The sequence below is a fragment of the Cellulomonas triticagri genome, assembly GCF_003696205.1.
GTDB classification, from domain to species: domain Bacteria; phylum Actinomycetota; class Actinomycetes; order Actinomycetales; family Cellulomonadaceae; genus Cellulomonas; species Cellulomonas triticagri.
In genome coordinates this window covers 1-23192 of sequence record NZ_RFFI01000072.1, presented here as the reverse complement: position 1 = coordinate 23192, position 23192 = coordinate 1, and the positions used below count along the sequence as shown (strand labels likewise).

The following is a 23192-nucleotide window of genomic DNA, read 5'->3' as shown; positions in this document are numbered from 1 at the left end:
ACGACCCCGGCCGTGCGGGCGTCCACCGGCTCCGGTCGCCCGGCGCGCAGCACCCGGCCCGCGCGGGCGCCGGTGAAGGCGCCGCCGTCCACGACGACCTGCCCGGCGAGCACGGTGAACGCGATCCCCTCGGGGCGGGTCCAGGGCGCCTGCGGCGACCCGGCGTGCCGGACGGCGTCCGGGTCGAGCACGGCGACGTCCGCGATGCCGCCCGCGACGAGGCGGCCGCGCCCGGGCAGCCCGAGGGCGTCGGCGGTGAGCGAGGTCATCTTGCGGACCGCCTCCGGGAGGTCGAGGACGCCGAGGTCCCGCACGTAGCGCCCGAGCACGGTCGGGAAGCATCCCCAGCCCCGCTGGTGCGCGTTGCCGACGGGCACGGAGTTGTCGGAGCCGATCGCGATGAGCGGGTCGGCGAGGATCGCGCGGACGTCGGACTCCGCCATGAGCTCGTAGACCATCATCGCGCCGGGGTCGGCCAGCACGAGGTCGCACAGCGCGTCCCACGGGTCGAGGCCGCGCTCGGCGGCGACCTCGGCGACGCTGCGGCCGAGCAGCGCGGTGTCGGTGTGCATGCTGAGCAGCACCCCGGACGGCGTGGTCTGCGTCCACGAGCCGGAGCCCGGTCCGCCCGCGAGCGACCGGGCGGCGAGCGCCGCGCGCGTGGCCGGGTCGGACAGCCGCCGCACCAGCTCGGCGCGGCCGCCGATCTGCGCCTCGGCGGGCAGCAGCGCCGTGAGGAAGGACTCCCCCGTCGTGTACGGGTAGGCGTCGCCGTGCACGTCCAGGCCCTCGGCCCGGGCGGCGTGCAGCGCGGCCAGCAGCTCGCCCGCGCGACCGTGGTTGCGGCGGCCGGCGGCCTTGCAGTGCGAGACCTGCACGCGCACGCCGGTGCGGCGGGCGACGTCGAGGGTCTCGGCGAGCGAGTCCGCGAGGCCGTCGCCCTCGTCGCGCATGTGCGTGGCGTAGGGGCGGCCCCAGCGCGCGGCGACGGCGGCCAGCGCGGCCACCTCGTCGGCGTCGGCGTACACGCCCGGGGCGTAGATCAGGCCGGTGCTCAGCCCGAAGGCGCCCTCGGCGAACGCGGCGTCCGCGAGGTCGACCATCCGCGCGAGCGCGCCGGGCGCCAGGGCCTCCGCCATGCCGTTCGCGCTGATCCGCAGCGTGTGGTGCCCGACCAGCGACGCGACGTGCGTCGTCGGCCCGTGCTCCTCGACGGCGTCCAGGTACCCCGCGAACGTGCGCGGCCACGAGTCGACCCCCGCCGCGACGGTGCTGGAGATCGGCCGGTGCAGGTCCACGGCGGTCTGGTCCACCAGCGGGGCGGCGGAGTTGCCGCAGTTGCCGACGACCTCGGTGGTCACGCCCTGCAGCAGCTTGAACGGCTGCGGCTCGGGCATGAACGGCACCACGTCGGAGTGCGTGTGCGCGTCGATGAACCCCGGGGTGACCACGAGGCCGCCGACGTCGAGCACGCGCGCGCCGTCGGGGGCGGGCAGGTCGGCGCCGACCGCGGCGACCCGGTCGCCGACGAGCACGACGTCGGCCCGCACCGGGTCCGCGCCCGTGCCGTCGACGACGGTGCCGCCGCGCAGCACCAGAGCGGGAGCGCCGGTCACGTGAGCTGCCCCATCCGCTCCTGGACCAGGGAGTCCGCGATGCTGACGACCGCGTAGGCGAGCATCGTCACCGCCGCGACGGTGATGGCCGAGGCCCACATCGCGTCGTAGCCGAACGACCCGGCCGCCCGGGAGATCGCGCCGCCGAGGCCCTGCCCGGTGGACAGCCACTCGGCGATCATCGCGCCGGTCACCGCCGAGGGCACCGCGATGCGGGCGGACGCCAGCGTCGAGGGCACGGCCGCGGGCAGCGCCACCTTGCGGAGCACCGTCCACGCCGAGCCGCCGTAGGCGAGCACCAGGTCGCGGTGCTCCCCGGAGACGCTGCGCAGGCCGTACAGGATGTTCGCCAGCGCGGGCAGGAACACCACGATGATGACGATGGCCGTCACACCGGTCTGCCCGATGCCGAAGATCAGCGTGATCAGCGGGGTCAGCACCACCAGCGGGATCGACCGCAGCACCATGGCCGTCGGCATGACGATCCGCTCCAGCACCGGCGACACCGCGAACAGCACCGCGAGCACGAACGCCGCCGCCAGACCCACCAGGTAGCCGATGCCCGCGTCCTTCACGGTCACGGCGAGGTCCGCGGCGATGGCCGCACGGTGCTCGGCCGCGCCCTCGTCGGTCACGACGTAGGCGAACACGTCCCACGGGCGCTTGCCGATCAGCGGGCTGACGTCGAACACCGCCAGCACGGCCACCCAGACGCCGAGCGCGACCAGCACGGCCAGCGCGAGCGTCCCGACGCGACGGGCGACGAACGCCCCGGTCCCGCGGTTCATGCGCGCCGCTCCTTCGCCCAGGGGGTCAGCAGCCGGCCGAGCGCGCCGACCAGGCCGTAGCCCGCCAGCGAGATCAGACCGGCGAGGATGCTCATCGCCCAGACCCGGTCCGGCTGGATCTGGCGCTGCGCCGCGTTCAGCGCCACGCCGATCCCCGAGTCGATGCCGCCGAGGTACTCCCCGACGACGGCGCCGAGCAGCGCTGCCGGGACCGCCACCTGCAGGGCGGTGACGATCGCCGGCAGCGCCGACATGAGCTGGACCTTGCGGATCTGCGTCCACCGGCCGCCGCCGTACGCGGCCACGAGGTCCAGCGAGCTGCGGCTGGCGGAGCGCATCCCGAGGATGGCGCCGACCAGCGTGGTGAAGAAGACGAGCAGGGCGCCGAGGAAGATCGCCGCGGCGCGGCCGCCGAAGATCACCATGACGATGGGGCCGATGGCGACGACGGGCAGGCAGGACGAGATCACGCCGAGCTGGGTGATGACGTCCTCCAGCCGCGGCACCACCAGCACGACCGCCGCGAGCGCGAGCCCGGCGAGGTTGCCCCACAGGTAGCCCTGCACGGCGCGGCCGAGCGTCGGCGTCACGTTGGGCCCGTAGTACGACCAGCCGTCCTGCACCGCGGAGCGGGCGACGTCCACCGGGGACGGGAACGACGTGGAGTTCTCCAGGTTGGCCGTCATGGCCCACCACAGGACGAGCAGCAGCACGATGCCGACGGTGCCGCCGACCCACGGGCGCGCGAGGGCACCGCGGAACCGCGCGAGGAGCGGCATCAGTGCGTCCCGTCGCCGAACAGCAGGCCCGACAGGTGGTCCACGACCTCGTGGAACTCCTTGGTCCGCATCATCTCCGGCGTGCGGGGACGCTCGAACGGGATCTCGACGACCTCGACGATGCGGCCCGGGCGCGCCGACATCACGGCGACGGTGTCGGACAGCAGCGCCGCCTCGGCGATGCCGTGCGTGACCATCAGCGTGGTCGCGGAGCGCTCGGTCCAGATGCGCTGCAGCTCGAAGTTCAGCCGCTGCCGGGTCATGTCGTCCAGCGCGCCGAACGGCTCGTCCAGCAGCAGGAAGTCGGGACGCACCGCGAGCGCCCGCGCGATGGACGCGCGCTGGCGCATGCCGCCGGACAGGTGCGCGGGGCGGGCCTTCTCGAACCCGGACAGGCCGACCAGGTCGATGAGCTCGTCCACGATGCCGTCGTCCGTGCGGCCCTGGATCTCCAGCGGCAGCCGGATGTTCTTCTGCACCGAGCGCCACGGCAGCAGCGCGGGGTCCTGGAACGCGATGCCCATGCCCTCGGCGCGCTTGCCCGGCGCGACCGGGGTGCCGTTGACGGCGACCGTGCCGGACGTCGGGGTCTCCAGGCCGGCGAGGATGCGCAGGATCGTGGACTTGCCGCAGCCGGACGGGCCGAGCAGCGACAGGAACGACCCGCGCGGGGTGGACAAGCTCACGTCCTCCAGCGCGGTGACCGAGCGGCGGCCGGAGCGGAACTCCTTGCTCAGGCCGGTGATCTCGATGCCGGGGCGGGTGTCGGCGGACGTGGGCACGCCCACCCCCGCGGCCGAGGGGGCCGGCTGCGCGGGGGTGGGCGTGGACTGGGGGGACGTCACTGGAGCAGGTCCGGGTTCTCGGCGTACACCTCGTCGAGGAGCGAGAGGTCGAACAGCTCCTCGGCGGTGATGTCGACGCCCGCGAACGCGAGGGAGTCGATGGTGCCCTGCTGCAGCTCGTCCGAGACGGTCAGCAGACCGTTCGCGGCGGTCTCGTCGGACTCGACGAGGGTGGCCTGGCGGTCGAAGGACAGCGTGATCGCGTCGGCGTCGTACTGCTGCTCCTTGCCGTACTCGTTCACGGTCAGGTCGACGGCGCGCGCCGGGTCGGCGAGCGCGGCGGCCCAGCCCTGCGCGGTGGCGAGCAGGAACGCCTTGACCTGCTCCGGCTTGGTGTCGATGGCCTCCTGCGAGGTCACGAGCACCTCGCCGACCATCGGCAGGCCCTCGTCGGCGAGCAGGAACTCGGTCGCCTCGAAGCCCGCGGCGGTCAGCGCGGCGGCGCCCGTCGTGGTGTAGCCGATGAGGCCGTCCACCTGGCCGGTGGTGAGCATCGAGGTGTCGGACAGCGGGACCGTGGTCAGCGACGTCGGGTCGATGTCGTTCGCCGCGAGGAACGCGTTCCACACCAGCGTGTTCGAGTCGGACACGGCGATGGTCGTGCCGGCCAGGTCCTCCGGGCCCGCGATCGGCGCCGAGGCGGCCGAGACCAGCGCGAACGGGTTGCGCTGGTAGGTGGCGCCGACGATCTTCAGCTCCGCGCCGCCCTGGATGGCGGGGGCGGTGATCAGCGGGGAGGACAGGCCGACGAACGCCTGACCCGTCGCGACGGCGGCCTCGGCGCTGGTGGCGGACGAGCCACCGGCGGTCAGCGTGACCTCGGGGAACCCGGCGTCCGTGTAGAGGCCGTCCTCGACCGCGAGGTACTCGCCCGCGAACTGCTGGTTCTTCAGCCAGGAGAGCTGGACGCTCACCGCGTCGAACGACTCCGCACCGCCGGACGTCGCACCCGCCTCGGTCGCGCCCTCGTCCGAGGAGCAGGCGGAGAGCAGCAGGGCCGTCGCGGCGACGGCGGCCAGCAGGCCGGCGGCGCGCGTCCGGCGCGGGGTCGTGATGGTGCGGGTCACGTCAACCTCGATCACGTCGTGCGGCCACCCGGTCCGTTGGGTGGGCCGCGGTGCCTGGGGGAAGTCGTCACCGGTCCCCCGGTGACGTGCTCCATTCGACAGGTCGTCCCGGGCGGCTCGCCATGTGGGATCCTCCGAACTCCCCCGCCCTCAGCCGTGCGGTGTGTTGTGCGACCGCACCGTCACGTCACGCGGACGTCACACCCGGGCGCGTCCGGGCGCCCTGCCCGGCGGATCGCCCAGGGCCACCCCGGACCGCCCCCGGCGGGCGTTGGTGGATCGCACGAAGATGCAGGCAGGCGCCCTGTGGTTGGCTTCCGGGACGAGCCTGGCCGCACCCGTAGCCGCCGGTGCCCGGGTACCAGGAACCACCAGGAGCGGAGCAAGACGTGTGGCCGACGGCTGAACTGCACGTGCACATCGAGGGCACGCTCGAGGCCGACCTCATCGAGGAGCTCGCGGCCCGCAACGGGCTGCCCGTCCCCGAGGGCGCCGCCCTCATGGCGCGCACCGAGCCCTACCGCGACCTGCAGGACTTCCTCGACCTGTACTACGCGAACCTCGCGGTGCTGCGCACCCGGGCCGACTTCCACGACCTCGGCGCCCGCTACCTGGCGCGCGCCGCGGCCGCCGGGGTCCGGCACGCCGAGATCTTCGTCGACCCGCAGTCGCACACCGAGCGCGGCGTCCCGGTCGAGGACGTCCTGCTCGGCCTGTCCTCCGCCCTGGCCGACGCCCGCGCCGAGCACGGCATGTCCGGCGGCCTCATCGTCTGCTTCCTGCGGCACCTCGGCCCCGACGCGGCCATGGCCGCCCTGGAGGAGGTGCTGCCGCACCGCGAGCTGCTGCTCGGCGTCGGCCTGGACTCCAGCGAGGTCGGCTACCCGCCCGCGCTGTTCCGCGACGTGTACGAGCGCGCCGCCGCCGAGGGCCTGCGCCGCGTGGCGCACGCCGGGGAGGAGGGCGGACCCGACTACGTGTGGGAGGCCCTGGACATCCTCGGCGCCGAGCGCATCGACCACGGCAACCGCGCCCTGGAGGACGTCGAGCTCGTCGCCCACCTGCGCGAGACCCGCACCCCGCTGACCGTGTGCCCGCTGTCCAACGTCGCGCTGCGCACCTCCGGGCCCGACCTCGCGGACCACCCGCTCGCCGTCATGCTCGACGAGGGCCTGGTGGCCTCGGTGCACTCCGACGACCCCGCGTACTTCGGCGGCTACGTCGACGACGCCGTGACCGCGCTCGTGGCGGCCGGCACCGTCACCCCGGACCAGCTCGGGGTGCTCGCGGCCAACTCGATCGTCTCGTCGTTCCTGCCCGACGGCGCCAAGGCCGCGCTGCTCGCCGAGGTGCGCGCGCACGCGGAGGCCACCGGCGCCGCCGTGCCCGCCCTCGTCACCGAGACGCTCGGCGCCGGGACGGTCTGAGCGTGCAGAGCAGCGAGGTCACCACGGGCCGCCGCGTCGCCGTCGTCCTGGAGCCGGGCGACGAGGTGCTGGCCAGCCTCACCGAGGCGTGCCGGGCGCACGGCATCCGGCAGGGGTTCGTCCCGGTGTTCTCCGGGGCGTTCCGCACCGCGCGGTTCATCGCCGCGGACGTCCCGGTGGACGACCAGGAGCCGCCCCTGCCCCACGAGGTCACGGTGACCTACACCGAGGGCATCGGCAGCGGCACGATCCTGTGGGACGCGGACACCCAGACCCCGACGCCGCACCTGCACCTCGCCGTCGGCGTCAAGAACGCCGCCGCCGCGGGGTTCGCCGGTCACGTCCTCGGCGCGGAGACGCACTACACCGTCGAGGTGCTGATCGAGGAGGTCGTCGCGCCCGCCCTGCTGCGCGTGCCCGACCCGCGGGCGTACGGCATCCCCACGATGCGCTTCGCCTGACGCCTGACCTCCGGCGCCGGGCGCCTGGCGTCGGCCGCACGCCGGTCGCCTGGGTGCTGCCACCCCTGCGGGCGACCGGGTCACCCGTTCACCCGCCCGGGTGGCTCGATCCGCGCCCGGAGCGGCCGAACGGGTGTCCATGCTCCCTCCCGCGCCCCCGCGGCACCGCGCATGACGCGCCTGCTGCCGCCGCTGTCCCCCGTCGGCTGGCTCCTGTTCGCGGCGATGGTCGTCCTGGTCCTCACGTACCTGTACTTCTGGTGGAACGTCGTGCGCGCCACCGCGCACGGGCACGTGTCCCGGGAGCGCATCACGGACGCCGACCTCGTCGCCGCCCGCACCGAGGCGGAGCACGCCGGGCGCACCCACCGGTTCCTCGTCCAGGTCACCACCAAGGGCGGCGCCCTGCCCGTCGTCCTGCGCGGGATCGACGAGGTGCTCGCGGGCGTCGCCCGCTACCCGGCGCTGCGCGACGTCGTCCGGGTCGAGGTCGTCACCGAGGACGCCACCGAGGTCGAGGCGCTGACCCGCCGGTACCGGCGCGCGGCCGTCCCCGTGGCGGCGTTCCTGCTGCCCGTCGACTACACCACCCCGAAGGGCACCCGGCTCAAGGCCCGCGCCCTGGAGTACATGGTCGAGCAGCACCGCGCGGACCCCGACGACTGCTACGTCGTGCACTTCGACGAGGAGTCCGTGCTCACGCCCGACAACCTCGCCCGCCTCGTGCACCGGCTCACCCGGCACCCCGTCGGCATCTCCGAGGGGATGATCTCCTACGGCCTCGACTGGGACCAGGCGACGCTGCTGAACAAGGCGATGGAGTCCAGCCGCCCGTTCGGCTGCCACGAGTGCTACAGCGTCATGACCAGCCCGCCGCCGATGCACCTGCACGGGTCCAACCTGGTGATCCGGCAGGACCTGGAGAACGCGATCGGCTGGGACATCGGCACCCTCGACGGTGCCGCGCTCATCGCCGAGGACCTGGTGTTCGGGCTCGCCGCGTACGTGAAGTTCGGGCCGGACGTCTTCGGCTGGCACCACACGGAGATGATCGAGCAGCCGCCGTTCACGCTGCGCGCCGCGTACAAGCAGCGCGAGCGCTGGGTGTTCGGGTCGCTGCAGGCGCTCGCCCACGTCGAGGCGCAACCCGACTGGACGCGGCTGTCCCGTCGCGACCGGTGGCAGATCTCGGTCGTCATCCGGCTGCGCGTGCTCACGTACGCGCTCGGCTTCGCCGTGTCGCTGCTCGCGCTGGGCTCCAACGCGGTCGTCCTCGGTGTCCTCGGCACGCGCGCGGTCGCGGAGGGCGGCCTCGACCTGGCCGCACCCGAGCTCTCGGTCTACGGCGCCCTCACCACCGCGGGTCTGCTGCTGTGGCTCGGCAGCAACCAGCTCGGCCTGTTCTACAACCTCCGGTACTCCGGGCTGACCCGGCTGCAGAAGGCCCGTGACCACGTCCTCGTCCTGCTCGCAACGCCGTTCGCGGGCGTCGTCGACACCGCCGGACCCCTGGTCGCGGTGCTCAAGTGGACCGCGGGCATCCGCGAGGTGGCGTGGAAGCCCACCCCGAAGCGCGCCCCCGGCACCGCACCCGCGCTCCCGACGCAGCGCACAGCCCCCGCCGTGGAGGTCGTCGGCGCGCTGAGCGAGGTCGCGTCGTGACCGAGGCCCGCCGGCACCGCACCCGGTTCGTGGTGCTGGTGGCCGCCATGGCCGTCGCGCTCCTCGCCGCGCTGGCGGGGATCGTCGTCCCGACGCTCAGCGGACGCGGCGGCGCCGACACCCTGCCCACGGGCGACGCGAAGCGTGTGGCCGACCTCGACCGGCTGGCCGAGGCCCTCGACCGGTACCACGCCCGGCACGGCGGCTACCCGGTGAGCAGCGGGTCCTGCGCGGACGGCCGGTTCGACAGCGACGCCGAGATCGCGTTCCTGCACGACCTCGAGCGCGAGGGTGCCATCGAGGCGGTCCCCCGCGACCCCGACGGCGTCACGGCGACCGCGGACGACTGCCGGGCGATGTACGGGGCGAAGCACTACCTGTACTACTCCAACGGCACCAAGTTCGCGCTCGTCGCCAGCGTGGACGACCCCGACGCCGTCCCCGACGACGCGGCGGGCGTGCACCTCGCCGACGGCGACCGGGCGTGGTTCGACGGGTCCGCCCTGGTGGACGACTGGGGGTGGAGCCGGAACGTGTACGTGGTGAGCGCCCCCGCGCTGACGGAGGTGCGGGGGTAGGACTCAGTCCTCGGTCTCGTCCAGGCAGGTCATCGCGAGGAACAGGTCCACCCGGTCGGCCATGGTGCTCATGTCCCGGTTGGTGAGCTCCTCGATGCGGGCGATCCGGTACCGCAGCGTGTTGGTGTGCAGGTGCAGCTGCCGCGCGGTCTCCTGCCACGCCCCGCCGCCGTCCAGGAACGCCCGCAGCGTGCCCACCAGGTCGGCGTTGTGCCGCTCGTCGTAGGACAGCAGCGGCGCCAGCACCTCGCGGGCGTACCCGGACCGGGTGCTCTCCCCGAGCATCCGCAGCAGCGCCCGGTGGGTCTGGACGTGCAGCGACGTCGACACCACGACCGGCTCGGCTCCGGTGGCGTTCTGCACCCGCTCGACGGCGGTCGCGATGGCGGAGTTCAGCCGGCTGACGCCGCTGACCGGGTCGCTCATGCCGACCCGCAGCTGCCGCCCGGCGAGCAGGGCGTGGTACTCCTCGGCGAGGTGCTCGGCGAGCGGGCGCTCCTCGGTCCCGGCGCCGTTGACCAGCAGGATCGCCAGGTCCTCGGAGCGGCAGCCCATCACGCGGTGGCCGAGGGCGGTCAGCGTGCGCTGCAGCATCTCCAGCACGGCCGCGCGCGGGAACCGCGGGTCGTCGACCCGGGCGGCGACGATGGTCGTCTCGTCCTGCGGGCCCAGGCCCTCCAGCCGCATCCGCGCGGAGATCGCGCCGGGCGACGCCTCCTGGTCGCGGATGGACGTGATGAGCGCGGCGACCTGCGCGTCCCGGGTCTCCCGCCAGCGCCCGGCGAGCTCCATCTCGACGCGCAGCGCACCCACGAGCGCGTCCATGGCGAGCGTGACCTCGTCGGAGAACGACCGGTGATCGCCCCAGCAGCCGAAGAACCCGGAGCGGTCGCGCGCGCCCGTCCGGATGATCGTCGCCGGGCCCAGCCCGGTCTGCGCTCCCGGCACGATGACGCGCTTGTCGTGCTCGCGGGCGATGACGGCGTTCCACTGCTCGGCGACCTGCGCACGGTCCGGTGCGGCCCCGGCGGAGGCCAGCAGCATGCCGGTCTCGTCGATGACCCAGCAGCCGATCGCGAACTCCGCGGAGAACTGCCCCAGCAGCTCGGCCACGCCGCCGCCGCGGGACACGGTGTCGGCGATCCGGCGGCTGAACCGCATCGTCCGGGTCGCGAGGCCGGTCGCGGAGCCGGGCTGCCGGGCGGCGATCTCGTCCGCGATCCGGCGGAACGACACCCCGGGCGAGACGGTGAGCAGCGTGAGGCCGCGCTCCCGGCACAGCGCGATCACGTCGTCGGGGATGACGCCGATCTCGATGAGGCCGATGACGACCGCGGCGACGTCCTGCCGCGCCAGCGCGCCGAGGAACGTCGCGGCGCCGTCGGCCCGGTCCAGCCACAGACCGCTGGTGAGGACGACGTCGCCCGTCGACAGGAACCGGGACGGGTCCGGCAGGTCGGTGATGTACGCCGCCGTCACGGGGCGGTCCAGCGCGTCGGGCTCGGCCGCGACGACGCTCAGCCCCAGGTCGGGGTCGGCCAGGAGGTCACGGACGTCCACGGTTCACCGCCCTGCTCCTGCTCCGCACCCCGACAGTCTACGAGGAGCCACGCAGGAGCCCTGTCGGTGGGCGCACGCAGGCCCCGACCTGCCCGCCGCGCCGCCGGACGGTGCAGGATGGGCCCGTGACGTCCGACCTCGCCCTCGACCGCCCCGACCCCCGCCGGCTGCGCGCCGCGATGTTCGTCGACTTCGACAACGTCTACATCGGCCTGCGCCGCCTGGACCCGGAGGCCGCCGAGGCGTTCGCCACCGACCCCGGGCACTGGCTCGCCGAGCTGGAGGCCGGGTCCGACGCCGACGGCGAGTTCACGCGCCGGTTCCTGGTGCGGGCCTGCTACCTCAACCCGTCGGTGTTCTCCCGGTACCGGCCGAACTTCACGCGCGCCGGCTTCCAGGTGGTCGACTGCCCGTCGCTCACCCAGCAGGGCAAGTCCAGTGCGGACATCAACCTCGTCCTCGACGCCGTGGACGCTCTGGGCGCGGACACCCGGTACGACGAGTTCGTCATCGTCTCGGCGGACGCCGACTTCACCCCGCTCGCGCAGCGCTGCCGCGCCGCCGACCGCCGGGTCACGATCATCACCGCGAGCCCCGCCGCGAGCGCGTACCGGGCCGTCGCGGACACCGTCATCACCGCGAACGACCTCGCCGAGCTCGTGACCGGCGGCGACGGCGGCGCGACCGACGCCCTGCTCGCCGAGGGCACCGAGAGCGCGGACCCCGCCGAGGGCACCGACGACACCCGCTCCTCCCGGGGCGGACGCGGCGGCGCGGGCGGACGTGGCGAGGCCGGCGGTGCCGAGGCCGCTGGTCCCGAGCGGGACGGCCGCGGCTCCGACTCCGGCGACGGTGCGGGCACCACCGGCGGCACCGGACGCTCCGGCGGCACCGCGGGCCGGTCGGACGCCGCGACCACCCGGGAGGCCACCGCCCCGAGCGGCACCAGCACCCCCGGCTCGCTCGCCGCGCGCCGCGCCGTGCTCCAGCGGGTGCGCTCGGCGGACCGACCCGTGCCCACCGGCACGGTCGCGCAGGCCGCGCAGAAGGCCGACCCCACGCTCCCCACGACGCGCTGGGCGGGCACGGGCGGGTTCCTGCCGTGGCTCGCCCAGGCCGTCCCCGAGCTCGGCGTGGCCGCCCGGCCCTCCCCCGGCTACGTGTGGGACCCGAAGCGGTTCGGCGAGGCCGACCTGCCGGGCGCCGCCGCGACCGGTCCGGACACCGACGCGACCGCGCTGCAGCGCCAGGTCATCTCGGTCACCGACACCCCCGGTCTCAGCCGGGACAACTACCGGGTGCTGCACACCGCGCTCGCCGAGGACGTGCAGGCGCACCCCTTCGAGCGTGCCGCCACCGCCCGCCGGGTCCGCGACGCCTGCCAGGAGGCCGGTGCCGCCGTCGGCAAGGCGTCGGTCAACGCCGTCATCAACGGGGTGCTGTACGTCGGGCTGGAGCTCGACGAGTCCGTCACCGCCGAGGACGTCGCCGAGGCGTGGGCGGACAACGTCGTCGGGCTGTGCCGGGGTGCCCGCATGGAGCTCACCGAGGCCGACGAGGCCGCCATCGACGACTGGGTCGGCGGCGGGCTGCTGGAGGCGCTGGACGACTGAGCACACGCGCGCCGGCTCAACCCGAGTCGTGCGCGTGCCGATGTCCGCGGGGTGACGCGTCGCCGCCCCAGCACCACCGGCATCCTCGTGTGCCTCGTCCTCGGGGTGCTCGGCAGCATCTACGCCGTCGACTGGTTCGCGGGCCGGGGCACTCTCCGGCTGCCCTGGGCCGCGACCGACCTGCTCCCGCCCGAGGCGCGCGACCGGCCGCAGGCCGGGTACGAGGAGGCCGAGGAGCGGCTCGCGCCGCCGGTCGAGGTCGCCGCACCGGACGCGTCGTACGCGTTCCAGCAGACCCACGAGGTCGACGGCGCGCAGGTGCCGGTGGCGTGGTCACCGTGCCGGCCGGTGCACGTCGTCGTGGACCCCGCCGACGGGCCCGCCGACTTCGCCGGCCAGGTCGAGGTGGCGCTGGACGAGCTCGCCGCCGCGACCGGCCTGGTCCTGGCGTACGACGGCGTCGTCGCCGAGCCGGACCCGGGCGGCGGCGGGGACCGGGCCGCGTTCCAGCCCGAGCGGTACGGCGACCGGTGGGCGCCGGTGCTCGTGGCCTGGTCGGACGAGGCGGGTGTGCCGGGTCTCGCGGGCGACGTCCTCGGCCTCGCGCAGGTGCACGCCGTCACCGACCCGTACACCGGCGACCGGGCCCTGGTCAGCGGGGCCGTGCACCTCGACACCGACCTGCTCGACCCCGTGTACGGCCCGACGGGGTACCACGCGGTGCTGCGGCACGAGCTCGCGCACGTGATCGGGCTCGACCACGTCGAGGACCCGGCGCAGCTGATGAACGCGGTGACCGGGGTGCCGACCTACCAGGCGGGTGACCTCACCGGCCTGGCGGCCCTCGGTCGCGGGGCGTGCACCCCGGGACTCTGATCCGGGCACCCCGCCTCAGGGGCGCTCCGCGTCGCCGCGGGTGGCCTGCGCGATCAGGCGCCGCAGGTCCGCCACGGGCACCACGGCGTCGTCGTCGACCCGCCCGGCGACGCGCTCCTCCACCCACTCGCGCAGCAGCGCCGTGACTTTCACGCCGTCCTCGGCGGCCATGGCGCGGGCGGCGTCGAGCGTCGCCGTGGGCAGCCGGATCGTGATGCCGACCATCATGGTCGTGCCCGTCGGCTCGACGCGCTCGGCGCGCGCGATCTGCCGGCCCAGGTCGGTGCGGTCGAAGTGGCGGCGCAGGCCCGCGAGCCGGGCGCTCTCGTGGGCCTCGTCCTCCGTGGCCCGGGGGCCGGTGAGGTCGTGGTGCTGGTCCTCGGTCATCCTCAGGTCTCCTTCCGTCGCAGCGCCCGACGTTCGCCGGGCGAGAGATCGCGCGCCGTCACGACACCCGCGGTGCCGTCCCGGCGCGGGGCGACCACGACGAGCAGCGCGCGACCCGACGTGGTGCGTCCGACCACGACCGTCGTCCCCCCGCGACCGCCGAACCGCACGACGCGGCGGTGCACCGCCTCGTCGGCGTCCTGCGGCCGCAGACCGTGCCGGGCGATGTGGGCCTCGGCGCCCGGGGTCCACGTGATCTCCCGATCATCGCACCACATGTCACGCACATTGTCACGCATCGTCGCTCCTCGGTCGGGAGCGCGACGCTACGGAGCCCGACCGCCGACGTCGGCACGCCCCGGCCGGCTCCTGGGGACCGCACCCGCACGGACACGCTGTGGACGACTCGGCACCCGCTCCTGGCGCGGGACCCGCGCGAGACCCGCGCTCAGGCCACGCCCGCCCCGCCCGGCGCGGCGACCCCCCGCCCGCCCGATGCCGGGCGGGCCGAGGAGGGTGACCGCGACGGCCACCTCGGCCCTCGGGCGGCGCGGGCCCTCAGCCCGAGGTGCCGGCGATGTTGACCAGCCAGAGGACGCCGAACTTGTCCTTGACCATGCCGAACGAGTCCCCCCAGGGCGCCGTGCTCAGGGGTTCGACCACGGTGCCGCCGGCGGCGAGCCCGTCCCAGAACCCGTGGAGCTCGGCGTCGTCCTCGGGGCCGCCGCTGAGCGAGACCGAGAAGCTGTCACCGGGGGTGTAGCTCATCGACGCGGGGGTGTCCGAGGCCATGAGCACGAGGCCGCCGGGGGTCTCGAGCTGGGAGTGCATGACCTTGTCCTGCTCGGCGGGGTCCTCGCTCGCGTGGAAGTCCGCGAAGGTGCTGACGTCGAGCTCGCCGCCGAACACCGACCGGTAGAACTCCATCGCCGCACGGGCCTCGTCGCGGAAGCCGAGGTAGGGGTTGAGTCGCGTGGTCATAGCGGGCTCCTGGTGCGGCAGGGACGGGCGACGGTGTGACTCGGATCACACTGCCGCCCGCCCGACCGACCGTCAAGAGCCCTGCGGCCCCGCGACGCGCGCGGTGACGAGCAGGTACTCCCACTCCGTCCGGGTCGGCCAGCCCGCCGGTCCGGTGTCGAACCGCCGGACGAGGTCGAGCAGCGCCGCGTCGAGCGCGGCGACCCGCGCGGGGTCGTCGGCGACGGCCCGGTACACCGCGATGGTCGGGCCGTACCGGCTCGCGAAGTAGTCCCGGAACTCCTCCGGGGTCGCGAACCGGTCGACGGCGAGCGTGCGCCGCTGCACCTCGACGTCGGTGACCGCGTGGCCGAGCAGCGCCCGGACGTGCTCCTCGTCGCCCCACAGCGGCGGCGGCTGCACGCCCGGGGGCGGCGTCGGCGCGAACGGCCGCATCGCCGCGAACATCTGCCCGATGAACCCCGTGGGGGTCCAGGACAGCAGCGCGATCCGCCCGCCGGGGCGGCAGACCCGCACGAGCTCGTCCGCCGCGACCTGGTGGTGCGGGGCGAACATCACCCCGACGCAGGAGAGCACGGCGTCGAAGGAGTCGTCCGCGAACGGCAGTGCCTCCGCGTCGGCCTCCTGCCAGTCCAGGTCGGCGCCCTGCTCCGCCGCCGCGCGGCGCCCGGCGTCGAGCAGCTGCGGCGTGAGGTCGGACGCGACCACCCGGGCGCCCGCGAGCGCCGCCGGGATCGCCGCGTTGCCCGACCCGGCCGCGACGTCGAGCACCCGCTCGTCCGGGCGGACACCGGCCGCGGCGACGAGCGCCGGGCCGAGCCCCCCGACCACCTCGGCGGCGACCGCCGGGTAGTCGCCGAGCGCCCACATGGCGCGGTGCTTGTCCTTCAGGGCCTGACCGGCCCCCGCGGCGTCGACGCCGCCGATCACTGTCATCATCTCGCCCGTCCCTGCGGTGCGGGGGCGCCGGCCTCCCCGGCGCCCTGTGCGCACCACCGGACACCCGGGGCGTGTGCGGGAGCGTGTGCGGGTGCACACGCCCCGCACAGCGGCAGCACGGCCGGGGCCTCGCCCGGCTGCCGAGGGTGGGCGGCATGAGAAGAACCTCCCCCACCCACGCCCCACGCCGACGAGGCCGACGAACCCGACGCACCCTGCTCGCGTCCGCGCTCGTCCTGGTGCTCGCCCTCGGCGGCGGCACCGCCTGGGCGCTGGACCGGTACGTCGTGGACCACGTCGAGATCGCCGACGTGCAGGCGTACGAGGCCGCGAACGGGACCGCCGCCGACGCGACCCCGGCCGACGGGACCGTCACCGGGACCACGTACGAGTCCGACGACGCGTCGATCAGCATCTCCACAGTCGTGACCGGCAGCGGTGACGACCAGGTCACGGCGTACGTCGCCGACGTGACGTTGTCCGACGCGACCGTGCTGCGCTCGGCGTTCGCGCAGAACCAGTTCGGCACCAACATCACGGCGACGACCTCCGAGATCGCCGAGGAGGTCGGCGCGGTCTTCGCGGTCAACGGCGACTACTACGGGTTCCGGAGCACCGGCATCGTCATCCGCAACGGCGTCGTCTACCGCGACGAGGGCGCCCGCGAGGGCCTCGCGTTCTACGCCGACGGGCACGTGGAGGTGTACGACGAGACCGCGACCACCGCTGACGCGCTGCTCGCGGCCGGGGTGTGGAACACCCTGTCGTTCGGGCCCGCGATCGTCGAGGACGGGGCCGTGGTCGACGGCATCGAGGACGTCGAGGTCGACACGAACGTCGGCAACCACTCGATCCAGGGCGAGCAGCCGCGCACCGCCGTCGGCGTGATCGACGACAACCACCTGGTGTTCGTGGTCGTGGACGGCCGCTCCCCCGGCTACTCCGCGGGCGTCACGATGACCGGCCTCGCCGAGATCATGCAGTCCCTGGGCGCCACCACCGCGTACAACATCGACGGCGGCGGGTCCTCGACCATGGTGTTCGACGGCGAGCTCGTCAACGACCCGCTGGGCAAGGGCGTCGAGCGCGGCACCTCCGACATCCTCTACATCGGGGGCTGAGCCGTGATCGTGCTGATCCCCGCCTACGAGCCCGACGCGCGCCTGGTGCACCTCGTCGCGGACCTGCTGGGCGCCGCACCCGACGTGCGGGTGGTCGTCGTGGACGACGGCAGCGGCCCCGCCCACCAGCAGCCCTTCGAGGGGGTGCGCGGACCGCGCTGCACCGTGCTGACCCACGACCGCAACCACGGCAAGGGTCGTGCGCTGCGCACCGGGTTCGCGCACGTCGAGCGGGCGCACCCCGGCGAGCCCGTGGTCTGCGCCGACAGCGACGGGCAGCACTCCGCCGCCGACGTCCTGCGCGTCGCGGCCGCCGTGGCCGCGCAGCCCGCCGACCGCCCGGCCGCCGTCCTGGGCTGGCGGTCGTTCACCGGGCCGGTGCCCCTGCGGTCGGTCGTCGGCAACCGGGTCGCGGCCCGTGCGTTCCACCTCGCCACCGGCCTGCGGCTGCACGACACCCAGACCGGGCTGCGCGGCTACCCCGCGACGCTGCTGCCCTGGCTCCGGACCGTGCCGGGCGACCGGTTCGAGTACGAGCTGAACCTGCTGCTGCGGGCCGCTGCGGAGGGGCCCCGTCGAGGAGCTCGAGATCGCCACGATCTACCTCGACGCCAACGCGTCCTCGCACTTCCGACCCGTCCGGGACTCCGTGCGCGTCCTGGCGCCGCTGCTGGCGTTCTGCGCGTCGTCGCTCGCGGCGGCCGCCGTCGACACCGTCGCGCTCCTGGTCCTGCACGCCGCCACCGGCACGCTGCTCGGCTCGGTCATCGGGGCGCGGCTGCTCAGCGCGGGCGTGAACTTCGCGATCAACCGGAACCTGGTGTTCCCCGGCCGCAGCACGACCGGCCCCCGCGTCGGCCGGTCCGCCGCCCGGTACGCCGCGCTCGCGACGACGCTGCTCGCGGTGAACTACCTGCTGCTCGCGGCGCTCACCGGGCTCGGGGTCGCGCTGCTGCCCGCCAAGATCGCCACCGAGACGGCGCTGTCCCTGCTGAGCTTCCAGGTGCAGCGACGGTTCGTGTTCGCCGACCCGGCCGGACGGGTGGACCCGGCGCGCACGGCCCCGCGCGCGCGGGAGCGGCGGACCGTCGGACGCTAGCGCCCGGACACGCTCAGGGCGCTAGCGCCCGGACACGCTCAGCCCCGCAGCCGCCGCGCCACCGCGGCCGCGGTGCGGCGCCCCGACACCACCGCGCCCTGCAGCGACGGGGTGTCCCGGTGGTCGCCGCAGACGAAGCGCCCGTCACCGAGGTCGACGGGCCGGCGCACCCGCAGCGGCGGGGGTGTCGCGGGCAGGGCCGCGCGCACCTCGTGCCGGGCGAGGACGGACCACGGCCGGGGGTCGGCGCCGAGCATCTCCCCCGCCTGCCGCCGCACCGCCTCCGCGTCGGGAACCGTGCCGTGCGGCGGCAGCACGCACGTCGCCTGGACGAGCTGGGCACCGGCGGGCGCGTACGTCGGCGCGACCGCCGAGATCAGCGCGGCGTCGACCACCGGACCCCGGCGGCGGCCGTCCACGACGACGGCGTCCGTGCGGGCGACGCCCTCGGCAGCCCACCAGGTCGTCACCAGCCCGCGCACCTCCGGCTCCGGCAGGCCCGTCAGCGTCGCGCCGGTCACCGGGTCCGCCGCGACGACGACCGCCCGGGCGCGCAGCGTGGCGCCGCCCACGCGCACGGCGTGCCCGCCGGGCACCGGCTCGACCGCGTCGACCCGCGTCCCGGTGGTCACCGCGAGACCGCGGGCGAGGGCTGCGGGCAGCGCGCCCATTCCGCCGGCGGGCAGCGCCGGGGTGCCGCGCAGCAGGGACCGCACGACCAGCCGGACGAACGTCGCCGACGTCGACCCGCCCTCGTCGGCGAGCACCCCGGCGAGGAACGGCTCCAGGACCTCGTGCCGCAGCCGACCCGTGACGCCCGCGGCGTCCCAGGACTCCGCGAGCGTGCGGTCGTCGCCCGCCTCCAGCGCGCCCACCGGGCCGAGCGCGGGCGCCGCCCACCGGGCCAGCGCCACCAGCTCCGCCGGGCGCAGGTAGCCGCTGCCGAGCGTCGACCGCAGCAGGTGCGGGGCGCGCCGGGGGTCCGCGAGCAGCGCGAGACCGTCGTCCCGGCGCACGGCCAGCCCGGGCGCGAACGGGCGCAGGTCCAGGGCGTCCAGGTCGACGACGTCCCGCAGCGCCGGGTACGCGGGGTTGAGCACCTGGAACCCGACGTCGACCGTGTACCCGTCCACGCGCTCGCTGCGGACCCGCCCGCCGACGACGTCGTCCGCCTCCAGCACCCGGACGTCCAGGCCCCGCCCCACCAGGGCGCGGGCGCAGGTCAGCCCCGCGATGCCCGCCCCGACCACCAGCACGTCGCAGTCCATGCCGGGGAGCCTAGGTTCGCGTGGCCCGCCCTGCCCCTCAGACGAGCTCGAGCCCGGCCGCGCCCGCGAGCAGCTCGTCGATGATCGCCACCACCGCTGGCCCGGGCTCCCGACGGGTCGCGCGGTGCCGGGCGACCAGGCGGCGGGACCCGAGCCCGGGGACCGTCGCGACCGTCACGGCGTCGGGGAGCTCGCCCTGCAGCGCGAGCGCCGGGAGCAGCCCGACGCCCTGCCCCGCCGCGATGAGGGCCAGGGCGACGTCGAAGTCGTAGTAGACGTGCCGCGACGTGACCGGTCCGAGGGCGGCGGTCACCCGGCCCATCGCGCGCGCGGCGGCGGTGTTCGGCTCCGCGGCGATCCAGGTGACGCCCTCCAGGTCGGACAGCTGCGTCGGGGTCGCGACCGTGCTCGGCAGCACGAGGCGCCACGGCTCCTCCAGCAGGACCACGTCGCGCTGGCCGCGCGGGACGTGGGTGTCGGCGTCCTCGTCGCGCTCCAGCAGCACGATGTCCGCGTCGCCCTCGCGCAGGCGGCGCATCGACTCCCCCGGCTCGCGCTCCTCCACCACGAGCTCGACGCCCGGGTGGTGCTCCGCGACGACGCCGAGCGTCGGCGCGACGACCGCCCGGATCGCCGTCTGGAAGCCCGCCAGCACGACCCGACCGGACAGCTCGCCACCGAGCGCCGACAGCGACTTGCGGGCCTCGACGAGCTCGGACTCGATGCGCTCCGCGGCCTCCGCGAGGATGCGCCCGGCGGTGGTCAGCGTGGCCCCGCGCGGCCCGCGGTCCAGCACCGCGACCCCCTCCTCCGCCTCCAACCGGGTGATCTGCTGCGACACGGCCGAGGGGGTCACGTGCAGCAGGTCGGCGGCCGCGAGGACCCCTCCGGCGCGGTGAACTGCGAGAAGGACGGCGAGGCGGCGCGGGTCGGTCGGCACCCGTCCAGACTAGTTCAGTTCTGCTAACCCCCGGTCCGAACATCATTCGATTGTGCTGAACCATGATCGGGCGCAGAATTCTGCTGTCGGCGCACCCGGTACCCGGGAACCGACGCACCCTCACCCACCCTCTTGCCTTCCTGGAGCACGCCCGTGTCCGCATTCGTCACCGCGCTCGGCTGGGTCGGCGCGGTCACGTGCCTCATCGCCTACGTCATGGTCACCCGCGGCACCTGGGCGCCCACCTCCGGGCGCTACCAGCTCGCCAACGTGATCTCCGGCCTGTTCATGGGCCTGGTCGCCGCGAGCAGCGGCGTGTGGCCCTCTGTGGTCACCAACGTCGTGTGGGCCGTCGTCGGCGCGCACGCCGTCGCCGTGGTCCTCCGCGCCCGCCGGCAGCGCGCCCGCGAGCGCGCCGGGTGGGTCGAGGTCCCGGAGGTCGCGCCCACGACGGTCGAGCCCGTGCCCGCGGGCGTCGTCGGGCTGGCCGCCTGACCGTCCCGCCCTACACGTCGAGGACGCGCAGGCTGACCCGCACGGGACCGCCGACGGTCAGTCCCTCCGCGACGCGGACGGCCTTCTTCACCGGCAGCGAGTAGGCCCGGCGCTTCCCGTCTGGGAAGATCGAGGTCCGCCACGTCGTCCCGCCGACCGTCACCTCGACGCGCAGCGACCCGAACCCCCGCGCGAACGCCCCGGCCCGCTCGAGGATCTCGTCGGACGCGTCGTCCGGCACGCTCACGAACGTCCAGCGCTCGGTGCGGCGCGCGTCCCACTCCCAGAGCAGGGCCTCGAAGTCGAAGGTCATGCCCCGATGCTGCCGCACGCCGCCGACAGGCTCGCCACGTGACCGGGGGTCAGACCGTGTCGAGGTCGAAAGCCACCGCGAGCGCGTGAGCGAGGTCGCGCTCCTGATCAGGCAGGAGCAGACCGACCTGACGACCGAGGCGGTCGACGGCGATCGTCGTGACGTTGTCGCACGAGACGACGCACGCGTGGTCGAGCCCGTTCGGCGGACCGACGGCCACCTCGGTCGACAGACCTCGGACGGTCGAGGTGATCGGCGCGACGGTGACGCGACCCATGTGCGGCCTCACGAGCTCACGCGTCAGGACGAGCACCGGGCGCGTCTTGTCGAGCGCGGCGAGGTGGATCGGCCGCATCAGTCGAGTCCGTCCACGGGCTGCTCGGCCGCCCAGTCCGCGAGCGCGTCGAGGTCGTCGCCCGGCACGCCGGCACGGAGGATCTCGACGTCACGCTCCGCCTGGAAACGGCGGATCTCGCGGGCGAGGGCGCGCTCGACGACGGACGCCCTGCTCCGCGCCCGTCCCGATGCCACGAAGGCATCGACCGCGCGCACCATGTCGTCCGGGAGCCGGACCGCGATCTGAGTGCTCACGGGACGACGGTATACGGAACGGGACCCGATGTGAATACCAGCCCCGGCGGTGGCGCCCGCTCCCTGCGTGGGCGTCACCGCCGCGGGCGTCACCGCCAGGTGTCGTTGAGGACGACGGTCCCGTCCGGTCCGACGGTGGCGGTGCGGTTCGCGCCGCTCTCCCAGGTCACGGTCCCGGCGCCGTCCTTCTTGATGTACTTGTACTCGACCGTCGTCCCGGCGGGCAGGTCGACCGTCCCGCGCCACACGGGGTAGGTCGCGGACGACAGCGGCACCGCCGCCGCGGGCGACCAGGACCCGAGTGCCGGGTGGTTGCCGACGACGAAGACGTTCTGGCCCCAGACGGTCGTCGCGGTGACGGCGAAGGACGCGTCGCCCTGCTCGGTGCCGCCGCCCGTGCTGGTCTTGCCGACGTGCAGCGCGAGGGCGCCGTACGCGGGGACCGTGGCGGTGAACGTGCCGGACGCGCTGACGGCGTAGGTGCGGGAGCAGTCGGACGCGGCGACGACGTCGCAGTACGTGCCCGCGGGCAGCGACGTCTGGTAGGTCCGGGTCACGGCGGACGCGGAGTTGTTGATGGTCACGTAGCCCTTCGCCCCGCGGCCGTAGGCGATGTGGTTCGAGCCGTCGTCCCACCAGTTCGTCACGGCCGTGCCCTCGACGGCGTTGTGGAAGCCGACCATCCCGGCGACCTCGGTCCAGCGCTGCGTGCAGGTCCACTGCCCGGAGGTGCAGCTCGCGTCGGGGACGCTCGTGGCGGTGGCACCGGGGGCACCGGCGTCGTGGTCCGTGAACCGGTAACCGGAGTACACCGACGGCGAGCCGTACGGGTAGGACAGCAGGAACGCGTTCGCGAGGACGTACTTGGCGCCCCACTGGTACGTCATGGTCTCGCCGTTGCGCTCGGTGTCGTGGTTGTCGACGAACACCCCGGCCTGCGCGGACGGCAGCAGCCCGTTCGCGATGCCCGCGAGGTCCTTGATCTGCCCGTCGAACCGGGCCTTGAGGGTGCGGGCGTAGTCGAACTCGTGGACGTCGCCGCTGCCGACGTACTCGGACTCCTGGATGGGCTCGCCCGCGGCGCCGATGACCTCCTGCACCCAGTAGACGTCCGGGTCGGTCAGCCGGGACTTGATCGCGGCGAGGTCGGCGGCGGGGATGTGCTTGGCGGCGTCGATCCGGAAGCCCGCGACCCCGAGGGACAGCAGGTCGTTGAGGTACGCGGCGATGCGGTCGCGGACGTACTCGGAGCCGGTGCGCAGGTCCTGCAGCGAGACGAGGCGGCAGTTCTGCACCTGGTAGCGGTCGGTGTAGTTCGTGATGTTCGACCGGCAGTCGTTGAAGTCGGCGGCGCCGTAGATGCCGGGGAACGAGTCGAGGCCGAACGACGACCCGGCGACGCCGGTGCCGCTGCCCATGTCGGCGCCGGTGGTGTGGTTGATGACGGCGTCGGCGATGACGCCGACCCCGGCGGTCCGGCAGGTCGCGACCATCGCGGCGAACTCGGCCCGGGTGCCGAGCTTGGACTCGATCCGGTAGCTCACCGGCTGGTAGGAGGTCCACCACGTCGGGCCCTGGATGTGCTCCTGCGGCGGGGAGACCTGCACGTACCCGAACCCGGCAGGCCCGAGGGTGCTGGTGCACTCGGCGGCGACGGAGTCCCAGGTCCACTGGAACAGGTTCGCCACGACGTTGCCGCGCCCGTTCGGCGACGGCACCACCGGCGAGGGCGTCGGGGCGGTGGCCGGGACGGCGACGGCGGCGACGGGCGCGGCCGGCGCGGCGG

25 protein-coding genes and 1 pseudogene are annotated in these 23192 nt (G+C 74.8%); 10 read left to right on the top strand and 16 right to left on the bottom strand.

Going from position 1 to position 23192, the window contains the following annotated elements:
- The 5 genes from EBM89_RS13195 to EBM89_RS13175 form a co-directional block, all read right to left on the bottom strand.
- On the bottom strand, positions 1 to 1616 hold a 1616-nt coding region (locus EBM89_RS13195), incomplete at its 3' end, for an N-acyl-D-amino-acid deacylase family protein (protein ID WP_199732114.1).
- Positions 1613 to 2404, bottom strand: a complete 792-nt coding sequence (locus EBM89_RS13190; protein WP_122149885.1) for an ABC transporter permease — start codon at positions 2402 to 2404, stop codon at positions 1613 to 1615. The genes EBM89_RS13190 and EBM89_RS13195, both read right to left, overlap by 4 nt.
- Positions 2401 to 3183, bottom strand: a complete 783-nt coding sequence (locus EBM89_RS13185) for an ABC transporter permease (protein ID WP_122149884.1) — start codon at positions 3181 to 3183, stop codon at positions 2401 to 2403. Before EBM89_RS13185 ends, EBM89_RS13190 begins: the two co-directional genes overlap by 4 nt.
- Positions 3183 to 3965 carry an ABC transporter ATP-binding protein gene (locus EBM89_RS13180; RefSeq protein ID WP_233571728.1) on the bottom strand — a complete coding sequence of 261 codons (783 nt, stop codon included), beginning with the start codon at positions 3963 to 3965 and terminating at the stop codon, positions 3183 to 3185. Before EBM89_RS13180 ends, EBM89_RS13185 begins: the two co-directional genes overlap by 1 nt.
- Before the next feature lie 59 nt (positions 3966 to 4024).
- Positions 4025 to 5095: an ABC transporter substrate-binding protein gene (locus EBM89_RS13175; RefSeq protein WP_158609665.1), complete on the bottom strand. Its 1071-nt coding sequence runs from the start codon at positions 5093 to 5095 to the stop codon at positions 4025 to 4027.
- Positions 5096 to 5484: 389 nt separating this feature from the next.
- Here EBM89_RS13175 and add point away from each other — a divergent pair, with 389 nt between their 5' ends.
- From add to EBM89_RS13155, 4 genes are all read left to right on the top strand, one after another.
- On the top strand, positions 5485 to 6522 hold the full coding sequence (add, locus tag EBM89_RS13170) for an adenosine deaminase (RefSeq protein ID WP_122149882.1): 1038 nt from the start codon (positions 5485 to 5487) through the stop codon (positions 6520 to 6522).
- A gap of 2 nt (positions 6523 to 6524) precedes the next feature.
- Positions 6525 to 6983, top strand: coding sequence for a PPC domain-containing DNA-binding protein (locus EBM89_RS21305; RefSeq protein ID WP_158609664.1), 459 nt, complete (start codon positions 6525 to 6527; stop codon positions 6981 to 6983).
- A gap of 171 nt (positions 6984 to 7154) precedes the next feature.
- On the top strand, positions 7155 to 8645 hold the full coding sequence (locus EBM89_RS13160) for a glycosyltransferase family 2 protein (RefSeq protein ID WP_122149880.1): 1491 nt from the start codon (positions 7155 to 7157) through the stop codon (positions 8643 to 8645).
- The gene (locus tag EBM89_RS13155; RefSeq protein WP_122149879.1) at positions 8642 to 9223 is read left to right on the top strand and encodes a hypothetical protein; all 582 of its coding nucleotides are present in this window, start codon (positions 8642 to 8644) and stop codon (positions 9221 to 9223) included. The genes EBM89_RS13160 and EBM89_RS13155 overlap by 4 nt, the downstream gene beginning before the upstream one ends.
- A 3-nt stretch (positions 9224 to 9226) precedes the next feature.
- On the opposite strand, the gene EBM89_RS13150 is transcribed toward EBM89_RS13155, so the two are convergent.
- Complete coding sequence (locus EBM89_RS13150; protein ID WP_122149878.1) at positions 9227 to 10783, bottom strand: PucR family transcriptional regulator; 1557 nt, start codon at positions 10781 to 10783, stop codon at positions 9227 to 9229.
- 125 nt (positions 10784 to 10908) lie between these two features.
- On the opposite strand from EBM89_RS13150, the gene EBM89_RS13145 reads away from it, so the two are divergent.
- Positions 10909 to 12396 (top strand): NYN domain-containing protein, encoded by a 1488-nt coding sequence (locus EBM89_RS13145; protein WP_122149877.1) that lies wholly within the window; start codon positions 10909 to 10911, stop codon positions 12394 to 12396.
- 51 nt (positions 12397 to 12447) lie between these two features.
- Complete coding sequence (locus tag EBM89_RS13140) at positions 12448 to 13272, top strand: zinc metalloprotease (RefSeq protein WP_122149876.1); 825 nt, start codon at positions 12448 to 12450, stop codon at positions 13270 to 13272.
- Positions 13273 to 13287: 15 nt separating this feature from the next.
- Here EBM89_RS13140 and EBM89_RS13135 read toward each other — a convergent pair whose 3' ends face one another.
- The 4 genes from EBM89_RS13135 to EBM89_RS13120 form a co-directional block, all read right to left on the bottom strand.
- Positions 13288 to 13659 carry a hypothetical protein gene (locus EBM89_RS13135; protein WP_122149875.1) on the bottom strand — a complete coding sequence of 124 codons (372 nt, stop codon included), beginning with the start codon at positions 13657 to 13659 and terminating at the stop codon, positions 13288 to 13290.
- Between the two features lie 2 nt (positions 13660 to 13661).
- Positions 13662 to 13958, bottom strand: coding sequence for a BrnT family toxin (locus tag EBM89_RS13130; protein ID WP_147463551.1), 297 nt, complete (start codon positions 13956 to 13958; stop codon positions 13662 to 13664).
- 259 nt (positions 13959 to 14217) lie between these two features.
- Entirely contained in the window at positions 14218 to 14640 is a 423-nt protein-coding gene (locus tag EBM89_RS13125) for a VOC family protein (protein ID WP_122149873.1), read from the bottom strand.
- A 72-nt stretch (positions 14641 to 14712) separates the two neighbouring features.
- On the bottom strand, positions 14713 to 15576 hold the full coding sequence (locus tag EBM89_RS13120; protein WP_199732115.1) for a class I SAM-dependent methyltransferase: 864 nt from the start codon (positions 15574 to 15576) through the stop codon (positions 14713 to 14715).
- 158 nt (positions 15577 to 15734) lie between these two features.
- On the opposite strand from EBM89_RS13120, the gene EBM89_RS13115 reads away from it, so the two are divergent.
- From EBM89_RS13115 to EBM89_RS22150, 3 genes and pseudogenes are all read left to right on the top strand, one after another.
- Entirely contained in the window at positions 15735 to 16700 is a 966-nt protein-coding gene (locus EBM89_RS13115; protein WP_122149871.1) for a phosphodiester glycosidase family protein, read from the top strand.
- Between the two features lie 3 nt (positions 16701 to 16703).
- Positions 16704 to 16976 (top strand): annotated as a pseudogene (locus EBM89_RS22155) (glycosyltransferase); the annotation flags it as partial.
- A gap of 373 nt (positions 16977 to 17349) precedes the next feature.
- Positions 17350 to 17799 (top strand): GtrA family protein, encoded by a 450-nt coding sequence (locus EBM89_RS22150; RefSeq protein WP_233571727.1) that lies wholly within the window; start codon positions 17350 to 17352, stop codon positions 17797 to 17799.
- Between the two features lie 38 nt (positions 17800 to 17837).
- Here the strand turns inward: EBM89_RS22150 and EBM89_RS13105 are convergent, their stop codons facing one another.
- Together EBM89_RS13105 and EBM89_RS13100 are read right to left on the bottom strand one after the other, a co-directional pair.
- On the bottom strand, positions 17838 to 19067 hold the full coding sequence (locus EBM89_RS13105) for an NAD(P)/FAD-dependent oxidoreductase (RefSeq protein WP_122149870.1): 1230 nt from the start codon (positions 19065 to 19067) through the stop codon (positions 17838 to 17840).
- A 37-nt stretch (positions 19068 to 19104) separates the two neighbouring features.
- Positions 19105 to 20007 carry a LysR family transcriptional regulator gene (locus tag EBM89_RS13100; protein WP_122149869.1) on the bottom strand — a complete coding sequence of 301 codons (903 nt, stop codon included), beginning with the start codon at positions 20005 to 20007 and terminating at the stop codon, positions 19105 to 19107.
- A 153-nt stretch (positions 20008 to 20160) separates the two neighbouring features.
- Here EBM89_RS13100 and EBM89_RS13095 point away from each other — a divergent pair, with 153 nt between their 5' ends.
- Complete coding sequence (locus EBM89_RS13095; RefSeq protein WP_199732113.1) at positions 20161 to 20502, top strand: CBU_0592 family membrane protein; 342 nt, start codon at positions 20161 to 20163, stop codon at positions 20500 to 20502.
- 10 nt (positions 20503 to 20512) lie between these two features.
- On the opposite strand, the gene EBM89_RS13090 is transcribed toward EBM89_RS13095, so the two are convergent.
- From EBM89_RS13090 to EBM89_RS13075, 4 genes are all read right to left on the bottom strand, one after another.
- On the bottom strand, positions 20513 to 20815 hold the full coding sequence (locus EBM89_RS13090) for a DUF1905 domain-containing protein (protein WP_122149868.1): 303 nt from the start codon (positions 20813 to 20815) through the stop codon (positions 20513 to 20515).
- Positions 20816 to 20864: 49 nt separating this feature from the next.
- Positions 20865 to 21170 carry a type II toxin-antitoxin system PemK/MazF family toxin gene (locus tag EBM89_RS13085; RefSeq protein WP_122149867.1) on the bottom strand — a complete coding sequence of 102 codons (306 nt, stop codon included), beginning with the start codon at positions 21168 to 21170 and terminating at the stop codon, positions 20865 to 20867.
- Positions 21170 to 21406, bottom strand: coding sequence for a ribbon-helix-helix domain-containing protein (locus EBM89_RS13080; protein WP_122149887.1), 237 nt, complete (start codon positions 21404 to 21406; stop codon positions 21170 to 21172). The genes EBM89_RS13085 and EBM89_RS13080 overlap by 1 nt, the downstream gene beginning before the upstream one ends.
- Positions 21407 to 21495: 89 nt before the next feature.
- Positions 21496 to 23192 (bottom strand): carbohydrate-binding module family 20 domain-containing protein (locus EBM89_RS13075; RefSeq protein WP_199732112.1); only part of this gene is annotated, 1697 nt, incomplete at its 5' end.